The sequence below is a fragment of the Streptomyces sp. NBC_01264 genome, from assembly GCF_026340675.1.
In the GTDB taxonomy this organism is placed as follows: domain Bacteria; phylum Actinomycetota; class Actinomycetes; order Streptomycetales; family Streptomycetaceae; genus Streptomyces.
In genome coordinates this window covers 1,695,099-1,710,761 of record NZ_JAPEOX010000001.1, presented here as the reverse complement: position 1 = coordinate 1,710,761, position 15,663 = coordinate 1,695,099, and the positions used below count along the sequence as shown (strand labels likewise).

Sequence of the window (15,663 nt, the reverse complement as noted above, 5' to 3'; positions counted from 1 at the left end):
GCCTAGCTGAGGGGTCATCCCAAGTGAACAAGAAGAAAATCGCCTTCGGCGTCTCGGCCTTCGCCCTCGCGGCGACCGTCGCCGGAGCCGGCCTCGCCGCCGCCGACCCGTCGGGCGCGCCGACGTACCGCCAGCTCTCCGGCGTCGGCTCCGACACGACCCAGGACGTCATGAACGGCATGGCCGCGGCCATCTCCGTAGGCGGCCAGAAGGTCATCGGCTCCTACGACTCCACCGGCTCCGCGAACATCACCACCAAGGACCCGGCCAACGGCAACTGCACCATGGCCCGCCCGAACGGCTCGGGCGCCGGCCGTTCCGCGCTGCTGACCTCCCTGCAGGCGGGCAACGGCTGTCTGGACTTCGCCCGTTCCTCCTCGCTGAACCTGGCGGCGGCGGCCCCGGGCCTGACCTACGTGCCCTTCGCGGTCGACGGCGTCACCTACGCCATCACCCCCGGTTCGGCGATCCCGCGCAAGCTGTCGCTGACCGACCTGAAGGCGATCTACCACTGCGACCCGAACTACGTGGGTTCGGGCCCCAACTACGCCATGACGGTCTACCTGCCGCAGGCCGGCTCGGGCACCCGCAGCTTTTGGGAGTCCCAGATGGGGATCACGGACGCCGACGTCGTCGCCGGTGTCTACCCCTGCATCAAGGACAAGAAGGGCACCACCCCGGTGCAGGAGCACGACGGCCGCCTCCTCGACGACAAGTCGATCGTGCCGTTCTCCATCGCCCAGTACCAGTCGCAGTCCTCGCAGACCATCGCGGACCTGCGCGGCCGCGCCATCCTCGGCACGGTCGACGGCACGGCGCCCACCGTCCTCAACAGCGGGTTCGGCGTGAAGCGCGACGTCTACAACGTGATCCCGACCAGCAAGGTCGGGACGGCGCCGTGGAGCACCGTCTTCGTCGGCGCCAACTCCGAGATCTGCAAGCAGACCTCGGTGATCAACACGTACGGCTTCGCCACCAGCCCGAACTGTGGCGACATCACCAAGCAGACCCCCTGATCCTCACCCTGATCGCCGCTCGAGCTTCACATTCTGGAGACGTTGTGCTGAAGAACAGAGTTTTGCGGACCATGGCCCTGGGGGTCGCCGCCGTGACCACCGCCTTCGCCGCGGGTCTGGCCGGGGCGAGCGCCGCGTACGCCGCCCCGATCGGGACCATCGAGATCAACCCGGCGACCGGTGCGGACACGTCCGGCATCGCGTTCACCACCTCGGCCGCCTGCCCGGCCAACGCCACCAACGTGCTGGTCACGGTGGCGGGTTCCGGCTTCCCTGCCGAGGGCCTGAACGTGGTCGGCAACTCGCCCATCGCGACCTACCCGACCGCCGCCAACGGCGGCATGGTCATCCCGCTCACCTCCACCATGCGGGACTACGCCAGCCAGGCGGGCTTCACCACCCTGCAGGGCAAGTACGACTTCACCGTGATCTGCCGCACCGCTTTCAACGGCACCAGCCTCGGTGACTACACCGGCGCGATCTGGTTCACCTCGAACACGACCTACCAGAACACCGACCCGGCGGTGAAGACCGACACCGTCACCTCCCTCGCCGTCGCCCCGGCCGGCCCCGCGCAGGCGGGCACCCCGGTCACCCTGACCGCGGGCGTCACCCCGGCCGGCGCCGGCGGCACCGTCCAGTTCAAGGACGGCGCGGCCGATCTGGGCACCCCGGTCACCGTGAACAACGGCACCGCGGCGCTCACCACGTCCAACCTGACCGCCGGTACGCACAGCCTGACGGCCGTCTTCACGCCGGCGAGCGCCTCGTACAACGGCTCGGCCTCCTCCGCCGTCTCCTACGTGGTCACGGCCGCCGCGGCCACGACCACCACCACCGCCCTGGCCGTCTCCCCGGCCGGCACCGCGCCGCAGTACAGCACGGTGACCCTGACCGGTACGGTCACCCCCGCGGGCGCGGCGGGCTCGGTGAAGTTCACCGACACCGTCGGCGGCTCCACCACCACCCTGGGCACCGTCCCGGTGGCGAACGGCACCGCGGTGCTGAACACCAGCAGCCTCCCGGTGGGCGACCACTCCTTCACCGCCGTGTTCGTCCCGGCCAACGCGGGCGCCTTCACCGGCTCCGACTCGGGCGCGATCCCGTACGTGGTCGGCGCCTTCGCCGGTGTCTCCGCCTCAGAGACGATCACCACCACCGTCAACTCGGGCGCGCTGGCCATCAGCGTCGCCAACCCGCAGGTCACGCTGCCCTCGCCGGTGCTGAACGCCGACGGGGACCTGCTGACCACGGCCGGTTCCATCAACCCGGTCACCCTCACCGACACCCGCGCCGGCAACCCGGGCTGGACCGTCAGCGGCCAGGTCACCGACTTCTCCGACGGTGCCACCCACGCCATCAACGGCCAGAACCTGGGCTGGAGCCCGAAGCTCGTCGACAAGGCTCCCGCGCAGACGGTGACGGCCGGTTCCGTCGTCGCCGCCGCGCACGGCGTGGCCACCGGTGACGCGGGTACGGCGGGCCTCAAGTCCGCCCGCACCCTCGCCAACGGCACCGGTCTCGGTACCGCGCACGTCACCGCCGACCTGGCGCTGAACGTCCCGACCTCCACGGTGGCCGGCACCTACTCCGCCACCCTCACGCTCACCGCCATCTGATCCAGGCGTGAGCTCCGGGTCGGAGCGGCCGCGCTTCCCCGCGGTCCGCTCCGACCCGCCCCTGACGCCTGGACCCGCCGCACACCCTCCTCCGGATCGGACGCCCGAGCCATGAACCCCACCGCCCCCGCCGCCCGGCGCGGCAGCCGCCCCGGCCCGTCGGCCGCGGCCGCCCCGCTCCCTTCCCTGCTGCTCACGCTGCTCGCGCTGGCCGGGCTGCTCCTGCTGGCGGGCGTCGCACCCGCGCGGGCCGCGTCCTCGGCCCCGGCCGCTCCCGCGGAGGACCGCAAGTCCACCTTCGGTGTGCAGCCGACCGGGCCGAAGGGGCCCGACGCCCGGGCCCACTTCTCCTACGGGGTCACCGGCGGAGCCACGACCCGCGACCAGATCGCCATCTGGAACTACGGCGAGCAGCCGCTCACCCTCGCCGTCTACGCGAGCGACGCGGTCAACACCCTCGACGGCGGCTTCGACCTGCTCCCGGCCGGCCAGGCCCCGAAGGACGCGGGCAGCTGGATCAAGCTGGAGAAGGACAAGGTGACCGTCCCGCCCAAGGGCAACGTCGTCGTCCCCTTCACCGTCACCGTCCCCCGCGAAGTCACCCCCGGGGACCACACCGGCGGCATCGTCGCCTCGCTCGCCGCCGGAGCCACGGACTCCCAGGGCAACAAGGTCAAGCTCGACCAGCGGGTCGGCGCCCGCGTCTACGTCCGCGCCGCCGGGACCCTGACCCCGCGCCTGGAGGTCCAGCAGGTGTCCGCCACGTACGAAGGCTCCGCGAACCCCTTCTCCACGGGTTCGGCGACCGTCACGTACACCCTGCGCAACACCGGCAACGTGCGGCTCGGCGCCCGGCAGGCCGTACGCGTCAACGGCCTCTTCGGCACCTCCGTCACCGCGTCCGGCGTCAAGGACCTCGGCGACGTGCTGCCCGGCACCGCGCTGACGATCACCGCCAAGGCCGACGGAGTGGCCCAGGTGGTGCGGTCCTCCGCCGTGGTCTCCGTCCAGCCGGTCGCCGCCCGCGACGGCGTGGACCCCAAACTCCCGTCCCTGACCCGCTCGGTGTCGCTGTGGACGGTCCCGTGGGCGCTGCTCGCGATGGTCCTCGTGATCACCGGGGGCGGGCTGTGGGTGTGGCGCCGCAGGCGCCTGGCCCGTGCCGCGGCCGCGGCCGCCGCGTCGGCCCGCCGGCGCGCCACCTCCGATACCGACGAACGCCAGAACGCCAAGAAGGAGTCCATCGTGCAGTTCACCCGCCCCCGCCGGCGATCCGCGGCAGGTGCCGCCGCCGCGGCCGCCGCCCTCGTGGGCCTGGCCCTGACCGCGCCGACGACGGCCCACGCCGCCCCGACCGGGTCGGCGACGATCAACCCGGCCACCGGTCACGACGACAGCAACGTCGACGTGACCACGTCGGCCGCCTGTCCGGAGCCCTCCACGTACGTCCTGGTCAAGGTGGTGGGCAAGGGCTTCCCGGCCGAGGGCCTCAACCTGGTCGGCAACGCGCCCATCACCACGTACCCGCCGACGGAAACGGGCGGCCTGAGAATCCCCCTGACGCTGACCATGCGGGACTACGCGAAGCAGGCCGGCTTCGCCACCCTCGAAGGCCGCTACGACCTGACGGTCGTGTGCCGCATGCCCTTCGGGCCGGACATCCACGGAGAGTTCGCGGGCTCCATGTGGTTCACCTCCGGCACCGACTACCGGACGACGGAACCGGGGACCGGGAACCCGACCCCCACCCCCACGCCCAGCCCCACCCCGACCCCCACGCCGACCCCCACCCCGACGGCGACGCCCACCCCGACCCCGACCGACACCCCGACCCCCTCGGACTCGGCGTCCCCCACTCCGACCCCGACCGACACCCCCTCCCCGACCGGGTCGGCCTCCACCGGGACGACCACGAGCGGCGGCAGCAGCGTGGGCGTCTCCACCAACGTCACGGGCGGAGCGGCCGGAGGATCCGGCGGCCCCGGCGGCGGCCTCGCCAACACCGGAGCCGACGCCACCACGATCGGCCTGCTCTCCGGAGTCCTCGTCGTCACCGGCGGCGGGCTCGTCTGGTGGGCCCGCCGCCGCGGCCTGCTGACCTTCATGGGCAACTGACCGCAGCATCCACGCATCCACGCATCCCCGCAGCATCCGCTTCCGCATTCGGAGAAGACACGATGACAGCCACCTCCACCCCGCCGGTGGACGTGCGCCCCGACCCCGCCGGAGCCCCCGGGGCCCCGGCGGGGCGTACGGGCCCACCCGGCCTGTGGGCCACCGGCGCGGCCCTGGCCATCCTGGGCGCCCTGCTCCTCGGCTTCGTCGCGGAAGTGGGCCCGCTCGGACACCTGCGCCACGAGCGGGACCGCCGGGTGGGGTACGCGCAGCTGCGGGAAGGGCTCGCCAACGCCACCGCGCCGCTCGGGCCGACCGAGCCCGGCACCCCGGTCGCCCTCCTGGAGATCCCGCAGATCGGGCTGCGCGAGGTGGTCCGCGAGGCGACCACCTCCGGGGTACTGGCCTCGGGGCCCGGCCACCGGCGCGACACGGTCCTGCCCGGCCAGCCCGGCACCAGCATCCTCATGGGCCGGCAGGCCGGCTACGGCGGCCCCTTCGCCCACATCGCGGACCTGGAGCGCGGGGAGACCTTCCGGGTCGTCACGGGTCAGGGCGAGCACACGTACAAGGTGCTGGGCGTCCGCCGCGCCGGCGACCCCCGGCCGGCCCGCCCGGCCGGGGACGCGGCCCTGCTCACCCTGATGACCGCGGACGGGACCCCGTACATGCCCGACGGGGTGGTGCACGTCGACGCGCAACTGACCACGCCCGTACAGCAGTCCGGCGGCCGCACCCCGGGGCGGCTGGCCGCGGACGAGGCCCCCCTGGGGAGCCAGACCTCGGCCTGGTTCCCGCTGGTCCTGTGGGCCCAGGCGCTGCTGCTGGCCGCGGCGGCCCTGGCCTGGGCGCGGATCCGCTGGGGCCGCGCGCACACCTGGCTGGTCGGCTTCCCCGTACTGGCCGTCCTCGGCCTGGCGGTCGCCGACCAGGCCGCCCTCCTCCTGCCCAACCTCCTGTGAACGAGGCCGCGATGACCACCCAGACGATCACCCTCCCCGCGATCCCCGCCACGGGCGCGTCCACCCTCGACGCGCGGGACATCTCGGCGTGGTTCGGCGGCCGCAAGGTTCTGAACCGGGTCTCCCTGACCATGCCCGGCGGCCAGGTCACCGCCCTGATCGGCCCCTCGGGCTGCGGCAAGTCCACCTTCCTGCGGATCCTGAACCGGATGCACGAGCTGATCCCGGGCGCCGAACTGGCCGGCGAGGTCATGCTCGACGGCGAGGACGTCTACGCCCGCGGCCGCCGGCTCACCGACGCCCGCCGCCGGATCGGCATGGTCTTCCAGAAGCCGAACCCCTTCCCGGCGATGTCGGTCTACGACAACGTCACCGCGGGCCTCAAGCTGACGGGCACCCGCGCCTCCGCGGCCGAGAAGGACGCACTGGTGGAGGAGTGCCTGACCAAGGCCGGGCTGTGGAAGGAGGTCCAGGACCGGCTCCGCCAGCCGGGCGGCGCGCTCTCCGGCGGCCAGCAGCAGCGCCTGTGCATCGCCCGCTCCCTCGCGGTCCGGCCGCGGATCCTGCTCATGGACGAACCCTGCTCGGCCCTGGACCCCACCTCCACGCGCCGCATCGAGGAGACCGTCCGCGAGCTGGCCGACGAGGTCACCATCGTGATCGTGACGCACAACATGCAGCAGGCGGCCCGGGTTTCCGACCAGTGCGCCTTCTTCCTCGCGGAACAGGGCACGCCCGGCCGGATCGTGGAACACGGACCGACGAAGGCCATGTTCTCCACCCCCGCCGACCCGCGCACCTCGGACTACGTCCAGGGCCGCTTCGGCTGACCGGGCACCGCCGGCCGGGCCCTCAGGTCAGATTCAGTCCGCCGTCGAGGACGATGACCTCACCGGTGAGATAGGTGCTCGCGATCAACGACGCCACCAGGTCCGCCACATCGGCCGGCCGGGCCGGACGGCGCATGGGCGCACGATCCCGCCACAGCTCGTGCGCCTGCGCCCAGTCCTTGGTCATCGGCGTGTCCACCAGCCCCGGCGCCACCGCGTTGACCCGCACCTCGGGCCCGAGCGCGGCCGCGAGCAGCCGGGTCACGTGATTGAGCGCGGCCTTGCTCGCCGCGTACGGCACCGACGAACCCTTGGGGCGCACCCCGGCGTGACTGGTGACGTTCACGATGCTGCCGCCCAGCGGGGACCGGCGCAGCGCCGGAAGGGCCGCCGTGCACAGCACCCAGGGTGCGATCAGGTTGACCTCCAGCAGCAGCCGCCAGTCCGCGGGTGTCGCCGCGGCCAGATCGTCGTGGGGGATCGGCCAGCTGATGCCCGCGTTGTTCACCAGCACGTCCAGCCGCCCGTACCGGTCCAGCGCGGCCTCGACCAGCCCCCGGGCCTCCTCCTCCACGGCCAGATCCGCCCGCACGTACGCTCCGCCGAGTTCCGCCGCCAGCGCCTCCCCGGCCTCCCCGCTGTGCCGCGAGTGCACGACGACCCGCATCCCGTCCGCCGCGAGCCGCCGCGCGACCGCCTCCCCGATCCCCGACGTCGATCCACTGACCAGGGCCACGGGCCGATCCGCTTCTTCGATCCTCATGGCCACGGATCTTGTCATGGCGAAGGCGCGGCCTTCGGGCCGGGTTTGAGGCGGCGCAGGGTGTAGCCCTCGTGCGCCGGATCCAGGGGTCTGGTGGCCTCCTTGAAGAGGTGCTCGGCCCGCTCGTAGGACAGCCGGCGCCGGCCCGTGTCCGGGCACAGGTCGGCCGGCCCGGGGGTCCGGGCCGGTCCGGGCCGCCGGTCGGTGAGGAACACCGGGCCCCGGGTCCGGCCGGCCAGCAGCAGGGGCAGGAGCCGGGCCGTCCCGGAGCGCCAGCTCACCCAGGTGCGGCCCGCGCGGGCCCGGCGGTCCTCCAGGTCCAGGTCCTCCACGTTCAGGGACAGGACGGTCTTCGCGCCCGCCCCCGATTCGTGCAGGAGCCGCCACAACGTCCGCTCGCGCAGCGGGACTTCGGGGTCGCTCCACAGCGCGTCGAGCAGCACGGGGTCCGCGGCGGACGCCCGGGGGCGGGTCTCGGCGCGCCGCGCCAGCCCGGCCGCGAGCTCGTCCAGGCCGGCCCAGGCGCCGAAGGAGCGTACGGCCGAGCGGTGGCGGTTCCAGGTCCTGGCCGCCGCGGAGCCCCAGGCGGCCGTGCACACCCGCGCCACCGCCTCGGCCGTCACGCCGGACAGCGGAGCGGCGTCGCCGAGGTCCAGGCGCAGGCGCCGCAGGGTCTGGCCGTACGAGCGGACCGTCGCCGCGTCCAGATCCGCCCGGCCCAGGAAGCCCTCCGCGGCACGGCCGAGGGTCGGACCCGACGGCGGACCGGCCGGGCCGCCGGGGGCGGGCACCTCCTGCGCGCGCCGGCGCAGGAAGGCGCGCTCGGCGGCGTTCCTGGCGAGGCCCGCCGCCCGGAGGAACTCCAGCCGTGCCTCCGGGCCCCGTTCCAGGCGCAGCAGTAGGTCTCCGCGGACGCTGGGCAGGAGGTGGTAGTCACGGAGTACGGGATCGGCGACCAGGGAGTCGACCAGGTCGAGGCCGGCCTGCGGCCCGTACGCCATGGCGAGCGCCACCGCCCGGTTGAGCTGGACCACCGCCGTCGGCAGCAGCCGGGCCAGCGCCCCGTACAGGGTCGCGATCTGCGCCCAGTCGGTCTCCTCGGCGGTGCGTGCCTGCGCGTGGCACACGGCGATCGCCGCTTGCAGCATGTACGGGCCCGGGGTGCCGCCGGCCTCCCGTGCGCGCAGCATCGCGGTGAACCCGCGGCGTACGAGCAACTGGTCCCAGCGCCCCCGGTTCTGCTCGTGGAGCTGGACGGGCTCGCCCGAGGGCCCGGTGCGCGCCGCCGAACGGGAGGCCTGGATCTCCATCAGCGCGACCAGGGCGTGCACCTCGGCCTCCCGGGGGGCCAGTTCGGCCAGCAGCCGGCCCAGGCGGAGCGCTTCGAGGCAGAGCCCGGGACGCATCAGGTCGTCGCCCGAGGTGGCCGAGTAACCCTCGTTGAAGATCAGGTAGATGACCTCCAGCACCGAGGACAGCCGCTCGGGCAGCTCCGACTCCTCCGGCAGGTCGAAGGGCACGTGATGCTCGGCCAGCGTCCGCTTGGCCGCGGCGATGCGCCGGGTGACGGTGCCCGCCGTGACGAGGAAGGCCCGTGCGATCTCCTCGGCCGTCAGGCCGCCCAGCAGCCGGAGCGTGAGCGCCGCACAGGCTCCGGTCGACAGCACGGGGTGGCAGGAGAGGAACATCAGCCGCAGCACGTCGTCCTGTTCGGGCTCCTGCCGCTCCTGGTGTTCCTCCCGCTCCTCCAGCTCGTGGGCGAGCTGCTCCTGCTTGTCGGTCATCGTCCGGGAGCGCCGGATGTGGTCGACCGCCCGGCGCTTGGCCGTGGTCGTCAGCCAGGCGCCGGGGTTGTCCGGCACCCCGGCGTCCGGCCACTGTTCGAGGGCGGCGACGAGCGCGTCCTGGGCCAGTTCCTCGGCCAGGCCGACATCGCGCACCATGCGCGTGAGCGTGGCGACGATCCTGGCCGATTCGAGCTTCCAGACCGCGTCAATCGTCCGCGGGATGTCCGGCACGGATCAGGGGCCGAAGACCTGCTGGACCACGCTCTCGCCGTCACCGACGATCCTGCGGAAGCGGCGGGCCAGCTCGATCGCCTCTTCCCTGGACCGGACCTCGATCAGCGCGAAACCCGCCACGGCCTCCTTGGCCTCGGCGAACGGCCCGTCCGTCACGGTGATCTCCTCGCCGGAGGAGGCCACCAGGATGCCGCCCGGTTCCAGGCCGCCCGTGGCCAGCAGGACGCCGGCCGCGGTCAGCTCCTCGATGAACTTGCCCATCTCGGCGTACAGCCGCTCGTCGGGGGCGGTGTCGCCGCTGCCGGAGGGGCGCGTCGTCATCAGGTAGCGCATGGGGACTCCTCGTCTCGTGGTGCCGAGCTGCTGCCCGCACCTTGCCTACACGTCGAACGGCCGATGTGACAGGGAACGCGCCCATTCACTGTCAGATCTCCGGTTCGACGTATCAGCGAGAACCCCGAACGAGAGCCGCGTACGACGACCCCGAGAGGCACCCGCCATGAGCGCCCAGGCCCCCACCGCCACAGCCACCGCCACCGTTTTCTCTTCCTCCGCCTCCTCCACCCGCGCCCTGCTCACCTGCGCGGTCGTGGCCTCCCCGCTCTGGGCGGCCGTCTCCCTGACCCAGGCCGCGACCCGCCAGGGCTTCGACATCACCCGCCACCCGCTGAGCGCGCTGAGCAACGGCGGCCTCGGCTGGCTCCAGATCACCAACTTCCTGCTCGCCGGAGCCCTCCTCGTCCTCGGGGCGACCGGCCTGCGCCGGGCCCTCGGCGGTACCCCGGGTGGCACCTGGGCGCCGCGGCTGGTCCGGATCGCGGGCATCGGCATGATCGCCGCGGGAGCCTTCGTCATGGACCCGGTCGACGGCTTCCCCGGGGGAGCCCCCTCCGCGGAGACCGCGACGCTGACCTGGCACAGCTACGCCCACTTCGCCGCCGGCTCGGTCACCTTCACCTCGCTGATCGCCGCCTGCTACGTCCTGGGACGGCACTTCGGCCGGGCCGGCGACCGCAGCCGCGCGATCGCCTCCCGGGTCGCCGCTACCGCCCTCCTGATCGGCAACGGCTGGGCGATGAGCGGCGGCCGGGCCGGCACGCTGACCCTGGCCGTCGGAGCCGTCACGGCGATGCTCTGGATCTCCGTGGTCGCCCTCCGCGGCCGCCGCGCCGTCTGACCGGCCGAGGGGCCCACCCCGTGGGGCGAGCGCCGCTCGCCCCACGGGCGTGCGTGTGGATCACTCGATAGACTTGCCGCGGGAGGCGCCTGATGGGCACGGCAGCGAACCAGGGCCTTTATACGGGACGGGCCTCCGGCCTGATCGGGAGGCAGATCGCCGGCTACCGGATCGAGCGCATCATCGGCCGGGGCGGCATGGCCGTCGTCTACCAGGCGAAGGACCTGCGCCTGGACCGTACGGTCGCGCTCAAGCTGATCGCCCCGGAGCGCGTCCGGGACGAGGTGTTCCGGCGCCGCTTCGCCCACGAATCCAAGGTCGCCGCGCGGATCGACCACCCGCACATCGTCCCCGTCTTCGAGGCCGGGGAGACCGACGGGGTCCTGTACATCGCCATGCGGTACGTGGCCGGACCGGACCTGCGGGCCCTGCTGGACCGGGACGGACCGCTGCCCGTCCCGACCGCGCTGCGCATCGCCGCCCAGGTGGCATCCGCGCTCGACGCCGCCCACGAGCACGATCTGGTGCACCGCGACGTCAAGCCCGCCAACATCCTGGTCGCCGAGGGCACCGACAGCGACCACCCGGAGCACGTCTACCTCACGGACTTCGGACTGACGAAGAGATCGCTGGCCCTCACCGGGTTCACCACGGCGGGCGAGTTCGTCGGCACGATCGACTACGTGGCGCCGGAACAGATCTCGGGGCGCCCGGTCGACGGCAGGTGCGATGTCTACAGCCTGGGCTGTGTCGTCCACGAGTCCCTCGCCGGCGAGCCGCCCTTCGTCCGGGACGACGCCCCCGCGCTGCTGTGGGCGCACCAGTACGAGAAGCCGCCTCCCCTGACGGAGAAGCGGCCCGATATCGCGCCGGCGGCCGACGCCGTCCTGGCGAAGGCTCTGGCGAAGGCCCCGGAGGACCGTTACGACTCCTGCCTGGAGTTCGTGGCGGCGCTGCGTGCGGCCACCGCGACGGCCACCCCACCGGCCCGGCGGGCCGCCCTCCGGCCTGCGGAACCGGGGAACCAGATACCGCCCAGGGAGCCCCCGGACTGGGCCCGGCCGGTGTTCACAGTCCCATGGAGATGGCCAGGCGAGTCATCTCGGCCGTCGTGTTGATGTTCAGCTTGGCGCGGATGCGGCGCAGGTAGGCGTCGACCGTGTGCTTGGAGAGTCCCATCGAGCGGGCCGTCTGCACGTAGGTGCACCCGGCGGCGATGTGGCGCAGGGCCTCCTGCTCGCGGGGGGCGAGAACGGCGGCGGGGGATTCGGTGTGCGGCGCGATCAGGGTGAGGGTCATGGGACGTCCTCCGGACTTCGGGCTCGGTCATCACGGCTGCTCGCACCTTTGAAAGCAGAAGACATATCCACGAATGTGGGTGTATGTCCGTGTTAAAGAGCATGTCGGGGGGAGTTCATCGTCCTGTCCGTCGTCTGTCACGGGCGTGTCACAGGGAAGGGCACTAGGTCCCGTTGGTCCCGGGACTTAGTGCCCTTCCCTGGTGCCCTCAGAAGTCGACGAGGGACTGCTCGGCCCAGATGGTCTTGCCGAAGAGGGTGTGCCGGGTGCCCCAGCGCTGGGTGAGCTGCGCGACCAGCAGCAGCCCGCGCCCTCCCTCGTCGAAGATCCGGGCACGCCGCATGTGCGGAGCGGTACCGCTCGCGTCCGAAACCTCGCTGATCAGCGTGGAGCCCTCGTGGATCAGCCGCAGCTGTACGGGCGGCGAGCCGTAGCGGATGGCGTTGGTGACCAGCTCGCTGACCACGAGCTCGGTGACGAAGGCGGCCTCGTCCAGCCCCCAGGCGGTCAGCTGGTCGGTGGCGTTGCGGCGGGCCTCCGCGACGAAAGCGGGATCGGAGGGCAGGTCCCAGACGGCCACCTTGTCGGTGTGCAGGGCCCGGGTCCGGGCGACGAGCAGGGCCACGTCGTCCTCGGGACGGTGGGTCAGCATCGCCGACAGCACCCGGTCGCAGACGGTGTCCAGGGTGGAGGCGGGCCGGACCAGGGCCGCCAGCATGCCGTCCAGGGCCTCGTCGATGTCGTGCTCGCGGGCCTGCAGGAGGCCGTCGGTGTACAGCGCGAGGAGGCTGCCCTCGGGAAGATCGACCTCGATGGTCTCGAAGGGCAGGCCGCCCAGGCCCAGCGGCGGCCCCGCCGGGACGTCGAGCAGGTACGCGGAGCCCTCGGGGGAGACCACGGCGGGCGGGGGGTGACCGGCCCGGGCGGCGGTGCACCGGCGGGTCACCGGGTCGTAGACCACGTAGAGGCAGGTGGTGCCGATGCCCCCGGCCGTTTCACCGCCCGTCTCGTCCGCCGACAGGTGGATGATCAGGTCGTCGAGGTGGGTGAGCAGCTCGTCGGGCGGCAGGTCGACGTCCGCCAGCGTGCGCACCGCGGTCCGCAGCCGGCCCATGGTGGCCGAAGCGCGCATGCCGTGGCCGACCACATCGCCCACGACCAGGGCCACCCGGGCTCCGGACAGCGGGATCACGTCGAACCAGTCGCCGCCCACACCGGCCTCGCCGCCGGAGGGCAGGTAGCGGGAGGCGATCTCCAGCGCCGACTGCACGGGCAGCGTGTGCGGGAGCAGGCTGCGCTGCAGCGTCATGGTGGTGGTGTGCTCCCGGACGGTCCGGCGCGCACGGTGGATGCCGGTGGCCGCCCGGGCCGTGAGCTCCTCGGCCAGCCGCAGGTCCTCCAGGTCGAAGGGCTCCCGCCCCCGGTGACGGCTGAAGAGGGCCAGGCCGATGGTGACCCGGCCGTCGCGCAGCGGCACCAGCATCAACGAATGGGTCCCGTGCTCGCCGATCCAGCCGGCCCCGGGATCCTGTGCGACCCACCGGGCGACGGCCGGGTCGGCGGTCCCGTACACCGCGCCGTGCCCCGCGGCCAGACACTCCACCGGGGGCGACAGCGCCGGGTAGACCGCCGTGTCCCCGACCGCGAACCGGGCCTCCTGGCTCCCGCCGAGCACCGACCGCACGGCGGTGCGGGAGACCGTGACCGGACCCGTCCCGGCGGCCGGGGCCCGGGCCTCGCCGCGCGGGGAGGGCTCCAGCAGGTCGACGACCGCGAAGTCGGCGAGCCGGGGGACGGCCGCGTCGGCCAGTTCCTGCGCGGTACGGGCACTGTCCGGCGGGGTGTCGGCGCGGGCGCCGGCCAGGGTCGGCGGGAGCGCCGGCCGCGGGGCGGTGTCACCGCCTGGCCGACCCTGCGCGCTCAGGTACACGGCCCGTACCCGGCCGTCCGGACCCGGTACGGGGGCCAGCGAGGTCGCCCAGGCGTGCGCGGCTCCCGCGCCGGGCGGCCGGACGAAGCCGTCCACGGCCTGCGGCTCTCCCGTCTCCAGTACCCGGCGCATCCCCCGCTCCGTCTCCTCGCTCACCGGGTCGGGGGCGATCTCCGACAGGCGCAGCCCGCGCATCTCGGCCTCGGTGAGGGTGAGCGCGCCGTGCATGCCCTCGTTCGCCCGGACCAGCCGCAGGTCCTCGTCGAAGACCGCCATGGCGCAGGGGGACCGGTCGAAGGCCCATTCACCCAGGGGTCCCTCCCAGGAGGCGTCGGGCGGCCCCGTCACGGCGGACAGCACGAACCACTCGGCGGCTCCGCCGAGGGCCGTCCTGCGGTGTGCGAGCAGCGCAGCGTCCAGTCGGCGGCCGTCCCGGTGGCGCAGCGGGACGGTGCCGCTCCACCGCTCCTGGCCGGGCGTGACCGGCCGCGCCGCAGGGCCCGTACCGCCGGATCCGGCGGGCCCGCCGGAGCGGTCGGACCGGTCCGCGAGCAGATCCGCGGCGGGCCGCCCCACGACCTCCGACGGCGCGTAGCCGAGCAGTCGGCGGGCCTCCTCGCTCCACCCGGTCACGATGCCCAGGTCACTGACGGTGGCCGTGGCCGTGTACGAGGCGCCCGGGGAGGCATGCGTCGAGGCATCCGTGGTCCGGGCCGGCCGCTCACCGGGAGGGGTGGGAAGTTGCTCCATCGCCGCTCATCTCGCCTTCGCTGGCCAGGGGCTCCACTGACAAGCATCATCCGGAGCGGCAAGGAGCACCAACGCAGTGCGGTCACCCGCGCTCGACGGCCTGCCGGGCCAGCGGCGCACGGTCCGCCGCGTCGAGTACGTCGAGTAACTCGCCGACGTACTGGTCCAGCGGCCCGGGATTTCCGGCCGGGAGGAAGAAGCGGCCGGGACGGCGCGGGGCGTCCGGCGGCCGAGTCCGATGACGGCGGTATCGGTCATTGCGGGCCTCCGGGCCGGACGGCGTCGTTCCCGCGGTGCGCGGGAGGGTCGCTTTCCACCGTGCCCGGAGGCGTCGCCGGGTCGTAGTCCCGGCTGTTCGTTACTTGACAGCCGCCGGAATCAGGTCCGGGCGGCGGGCTCCGGGGGTGTCGGCGTACGTTGGGAGGGGGAGGGACAACGGCCGCCGCAAGAAGGGCTGACCCATGGCGCACACGGCTGGTGCCCACGGCACGAACAAGGTGGCGCAGTTCCTGGAGAGCCCCTTTGTGGGGCTGTCCCCCTGGATCGTCTTCGCCTTCGTGGTGGGGCCCGGACGCTTCGAATGGGCGGTGGGGCTGGCCCTGGCCATCTCCGTCTGCCTCGTCGTCGGCAGCCGGATGCTCCGTCCCGGGTCCTCACTGAAGATCCTGGAACTCTCCGACGTCGTGTTCTTCGCGATCCTGACGGTGGTCGGGGCCTTCGCCAGTGACGGGACGCGACGCTGGCTGGAGACCTACGCGGGCGAGATCTCGAACGTCGCCCTCTTCCTCATCGCCCTCGGCTCGATCCTGGCAAGGATGCCGTTCACCCTCCAGTACGCCCGCGAGCAGGTCGACCGGAAGTTCTGGGACTCGCCCGTCTTCAAGCGGACGAACTACCTGATCACCGGGGTCTGGGGGCTGGCCTTCCTGATCAACGCGATCGTGGGGGCGTACGGCGACCTCGTGCTGCACGACCCGGACAACATGTGGACCGGCTGGATCATCCAGGTCCTCACGATCGTCGCGGCCCTGCGCTTCACGGAGAGGTATCCGGAGGTCGTACGGGCCCGGGTCCGGGCCGGCGCCGAAGGGCAGGCCCCGACCGCTTCCTGACCCCGACCGCTTCCTGACCCCATACGAGCAGTGGGGGCCGCCGCGGATCTCCGCGACGGCCCCCACCCT

At 73.2% G+C, this 15,663-nt stretch carries 13 protein-coding genes; 8 read left to right on the top strand and 5 right to left on the bottom strand.

The window, feature by feature from the left end:
* Positions 1–23: 23 nt before the first annotated feature.
* The 5 genes from OG435_RS07710 to OG435_RS07690 all read left to right on the top strand — a co-directional run bounded on the left by OG435_RS07710 (position 24) and on the right by OG435_RS07690 (position 6,542).
* A complete protein-coding gene (locus OG435_RS07710) occupies positions 24–1,016 on the top strand; it encodes a substrate-binding domain-containing protein (protein WP_266876077.1) in 993 nt (330 codons plus the stop codon).
* Positions 1,017–1,060: 44 nt separating this feature from the next.
* Positions 1,061–2,635 carry an Ig-like domain-containing protein gene (locus OG435_RS07705; RefSeq protein WP_266876076.1) on the top strand — a complete coding sequence of 525 codons (1,575 nt, stop codon included), beginning with the start codon at positions 1,061–1,063 and terminating at the stop codon, positions 2,633–2,635.
* 111 nt (positions 2,636–2,746) lie between these two features.
* Positions 2,747–4,750: a WxL protein peptidoglycan domain-containing protein gene (locus OG435_RS07700; protein ID WP_266876075.1), complete on the top strand. Its 2,004-nt coding sequence runs from the start codon at positions 2,747–2,749 to the stop codon at positions 4,748–4,750.
* Between the two features lie 62 nt (positions 4,751–4,812).
* Entirely contained in the window at positions 4,813–5,712 is a 900-nt protein-coding gene (locus tag OG435_RS07695) for a sortase (protein ID WP_266876074.1), read from the top strand.
* An 11-nt stretch (positions 5,713–5,723) separates the two neighbouring features.
* A complete protein-coding gene (locus OG435_RS07690; protein WP_266876073.1) occupies positions 5,724–6,542 on the top strand; it encodes a phosphate ABC transporter ATP-binding protein in 819 nt (272 codons plus the stop codon).
* A gap of 22 nt (positions 6,543–6,564) precedes the next feature.
* Here OG435_RS07690 and OG435_RS07685 read toward each other — a convergent pair whose 3' ends face one another.
* Genes OG435_RS07685 through OG435_RS07675 form a run of 3 tightly spaced genes read right to left on the bottom strand, consistent with a single transcriptional unit; the run spans position 6,565 to position 9,659 of the window.
* On the bottom strand, positions 6,565–7,305 hold the full coding sequence (locus OG435_RS07685) for an SDR family NAD(P)-dependent oxidoreductase (protein WP_266876072.1): 741 nt from the start codon (positions 7,303–7,305) through the stop codon (positions 6,565–6,567).
* A gap of 14 nt (positions 7,306–7,319) precedes the next feature.
* Complete coding sequence (locus tag OG435_RS07680; protein ID WP_266876071.1) at positions 7,320–9,323, bottom strand: sigma-70 family RNA polymerase sigma factor; 2,004 nt, start codon at positions 9,321–9,323, stop codon at positions 7,320–7,322.
* Positions 9,324–9,326: 3 nt separating this feature from the next.
* Positions 9,327–9,659 carry a YciI family protein gene (locus OG435_RS07675; RefSeq protein ID WP_266876070.1) on the bottom strand — a complete coding sequence of 111 codons (333 nt, stop codon included), beginning with the start codon at positions 9,657–9,659 and terminating at the stop codon, positions 9,327–9,329.
* Positions 9,660–9,825: 166 nt separating this feature from the next.
* On the opposite strand from OG435_RS07675, the gene OG435_RS07670 reads away from it, so the two are divergent.
* Together OG435_RS07670 and OG435_RS07665 are read left to right on the top strand one after the other, a co-directional pair.
* Entirely contained in the window at positions 9,826–10,503 is a 678-nt protein-coding gene (locus tag OG435_RS07670; RefSeq protein WP_266876069.1) for a DUF998 domain-containing protein, read from the top strand.
* Between the two features lie 92 nt (positions 10,504–10,595).
* Complete coding sequence (locus tag OG435_RS07665; protein ID WP_266876068.1) at positions 10,596–11,621, top strand: serine/threonine-protein kinase; 1,026 nt, start codon at positions 10,596–10,598, stop codon at positions 11,619–11,621.
* Here OG435_RS07665 and OG435_RS07660 read toward each other — a convergent pair.
* Positions 11,572–11,802, bottom strand: a complete 231-nt coding sequence (locus tag OG435_RS07660; protein ID WP_266876067.1) for a response regulator transcription factor — start codon at positions 11,800–11,802, stop codon at positions 11,572–11,574. The two genes, OG435_RS07665 and OG435_RS07660, sit on opposite strands and share 50 nt — an antisense overlap.
* A 208-nt stretch (positions 11,803–12,010) precedes the next feature.
* Positions 12,011–14,482 (bottom strand): SpoIIE family protein phosphatase, encoded by a 2,472-nt coding sequence (locus tag OG435_RS07655; protein WP_266876066.1) that lies wholly within the window; start codon positions 14,480–14,482, stop codon positions 12,011–12,013.
* Positions 14,483–14,943: 461 nt separating this feature from the next.
* On the opposite strand from OG435_RS07655, the gene OG435_RS07650 reads away from it, so the two are divergent.
* Complete coding sequence (locus OG435_RS07650) at positions 14,944–15,594, top strand: hypothetical protein (protein ID WP_266876065.1); 651 nt, start codon at positions 14,944–14,946, stop codon at positions 15,592–15,594.
* Positions 15,595–15,663 lie beyond the last annotated feature (69 nt).

What these genes read in the sequence shown, in the direction of transcription:
- OG435_RS07700 (WP_266876075.1), top strand. Translation starts at nt 2,747, where the DNA reads ATGAACCCCACCGCCCCCGCCGCCCGGCGCGGCAGCCGCCCCGGCCCG.
- OG435_RS07695 (WP_266876074.1), top strand. Translation starts at nt 4,813, where the DNA reads ATGACAGCCACCTCCACCCCGCCGGTGGACGTGCGCCCCGACCCCGCC.
- OG435_RS07690 (WP_266876073.1), top strand. Translation starts at nt 5,724, where the DNA reads ATGACCACCCAGACGATCACCCTCCCCGCGATCCCCGCCACGGGCGCG.
- OG435_RS07685 (WP_266876072.1), bottom strand. Translation starts at nt 7,305, where the DNA reads ATGAGGATCGAAGAAGCGGATCGGCCCGTGGCCCTGGTCAGTGGATCG.
- OG435_RS07675 (WP_266876070.1), bottom strand. Translation starts at nt 9,659, where the DNA reads ATGCGCTACCTGATGACGACGCGCCCCTCCGGCAGCGGCGACACCGCC.
- OG435_RS07670 (WP_266876069.1), top strand. Translation starts at nt 9,826, where the DNA reads ATGAGCGCCCAGGCCCCCACCGCCACAGCCACCGCCACCGTTTTCTCT.
- OG435_RS07665 (WP_266876068.1), top strand. Translation starts at nt 10,596, where the DNA reads ATGGGCACGGCAGCGAACCAGGGCCTTTATACGGGACGGGCCTCCGGC.
- OG435_RS07660 (WP_266876067.1), bottom strand. Translation starts at nt 11,802, where the DNA reads ATGACCCTCACCCTGATCGCGCCGCACACCGAATCCCCCGCCGCCGTT.
- OG435_RS07655 (WP_266876066.1), bottom strand. Translation starts at nt 14,482, where the DNA reads ATGGAGCAACTTCCCACCCCTCCCGGTGAGCGGCCGGCCCGGACCACG.
- OG435_RS07650 (WP_266876065.1), top strand. Translation starts at nt 14,944, where the DNA reads ATGGCGCACACGGCTGGTGCCCACGGCACGAACAAGGTGGCGCAGTTC.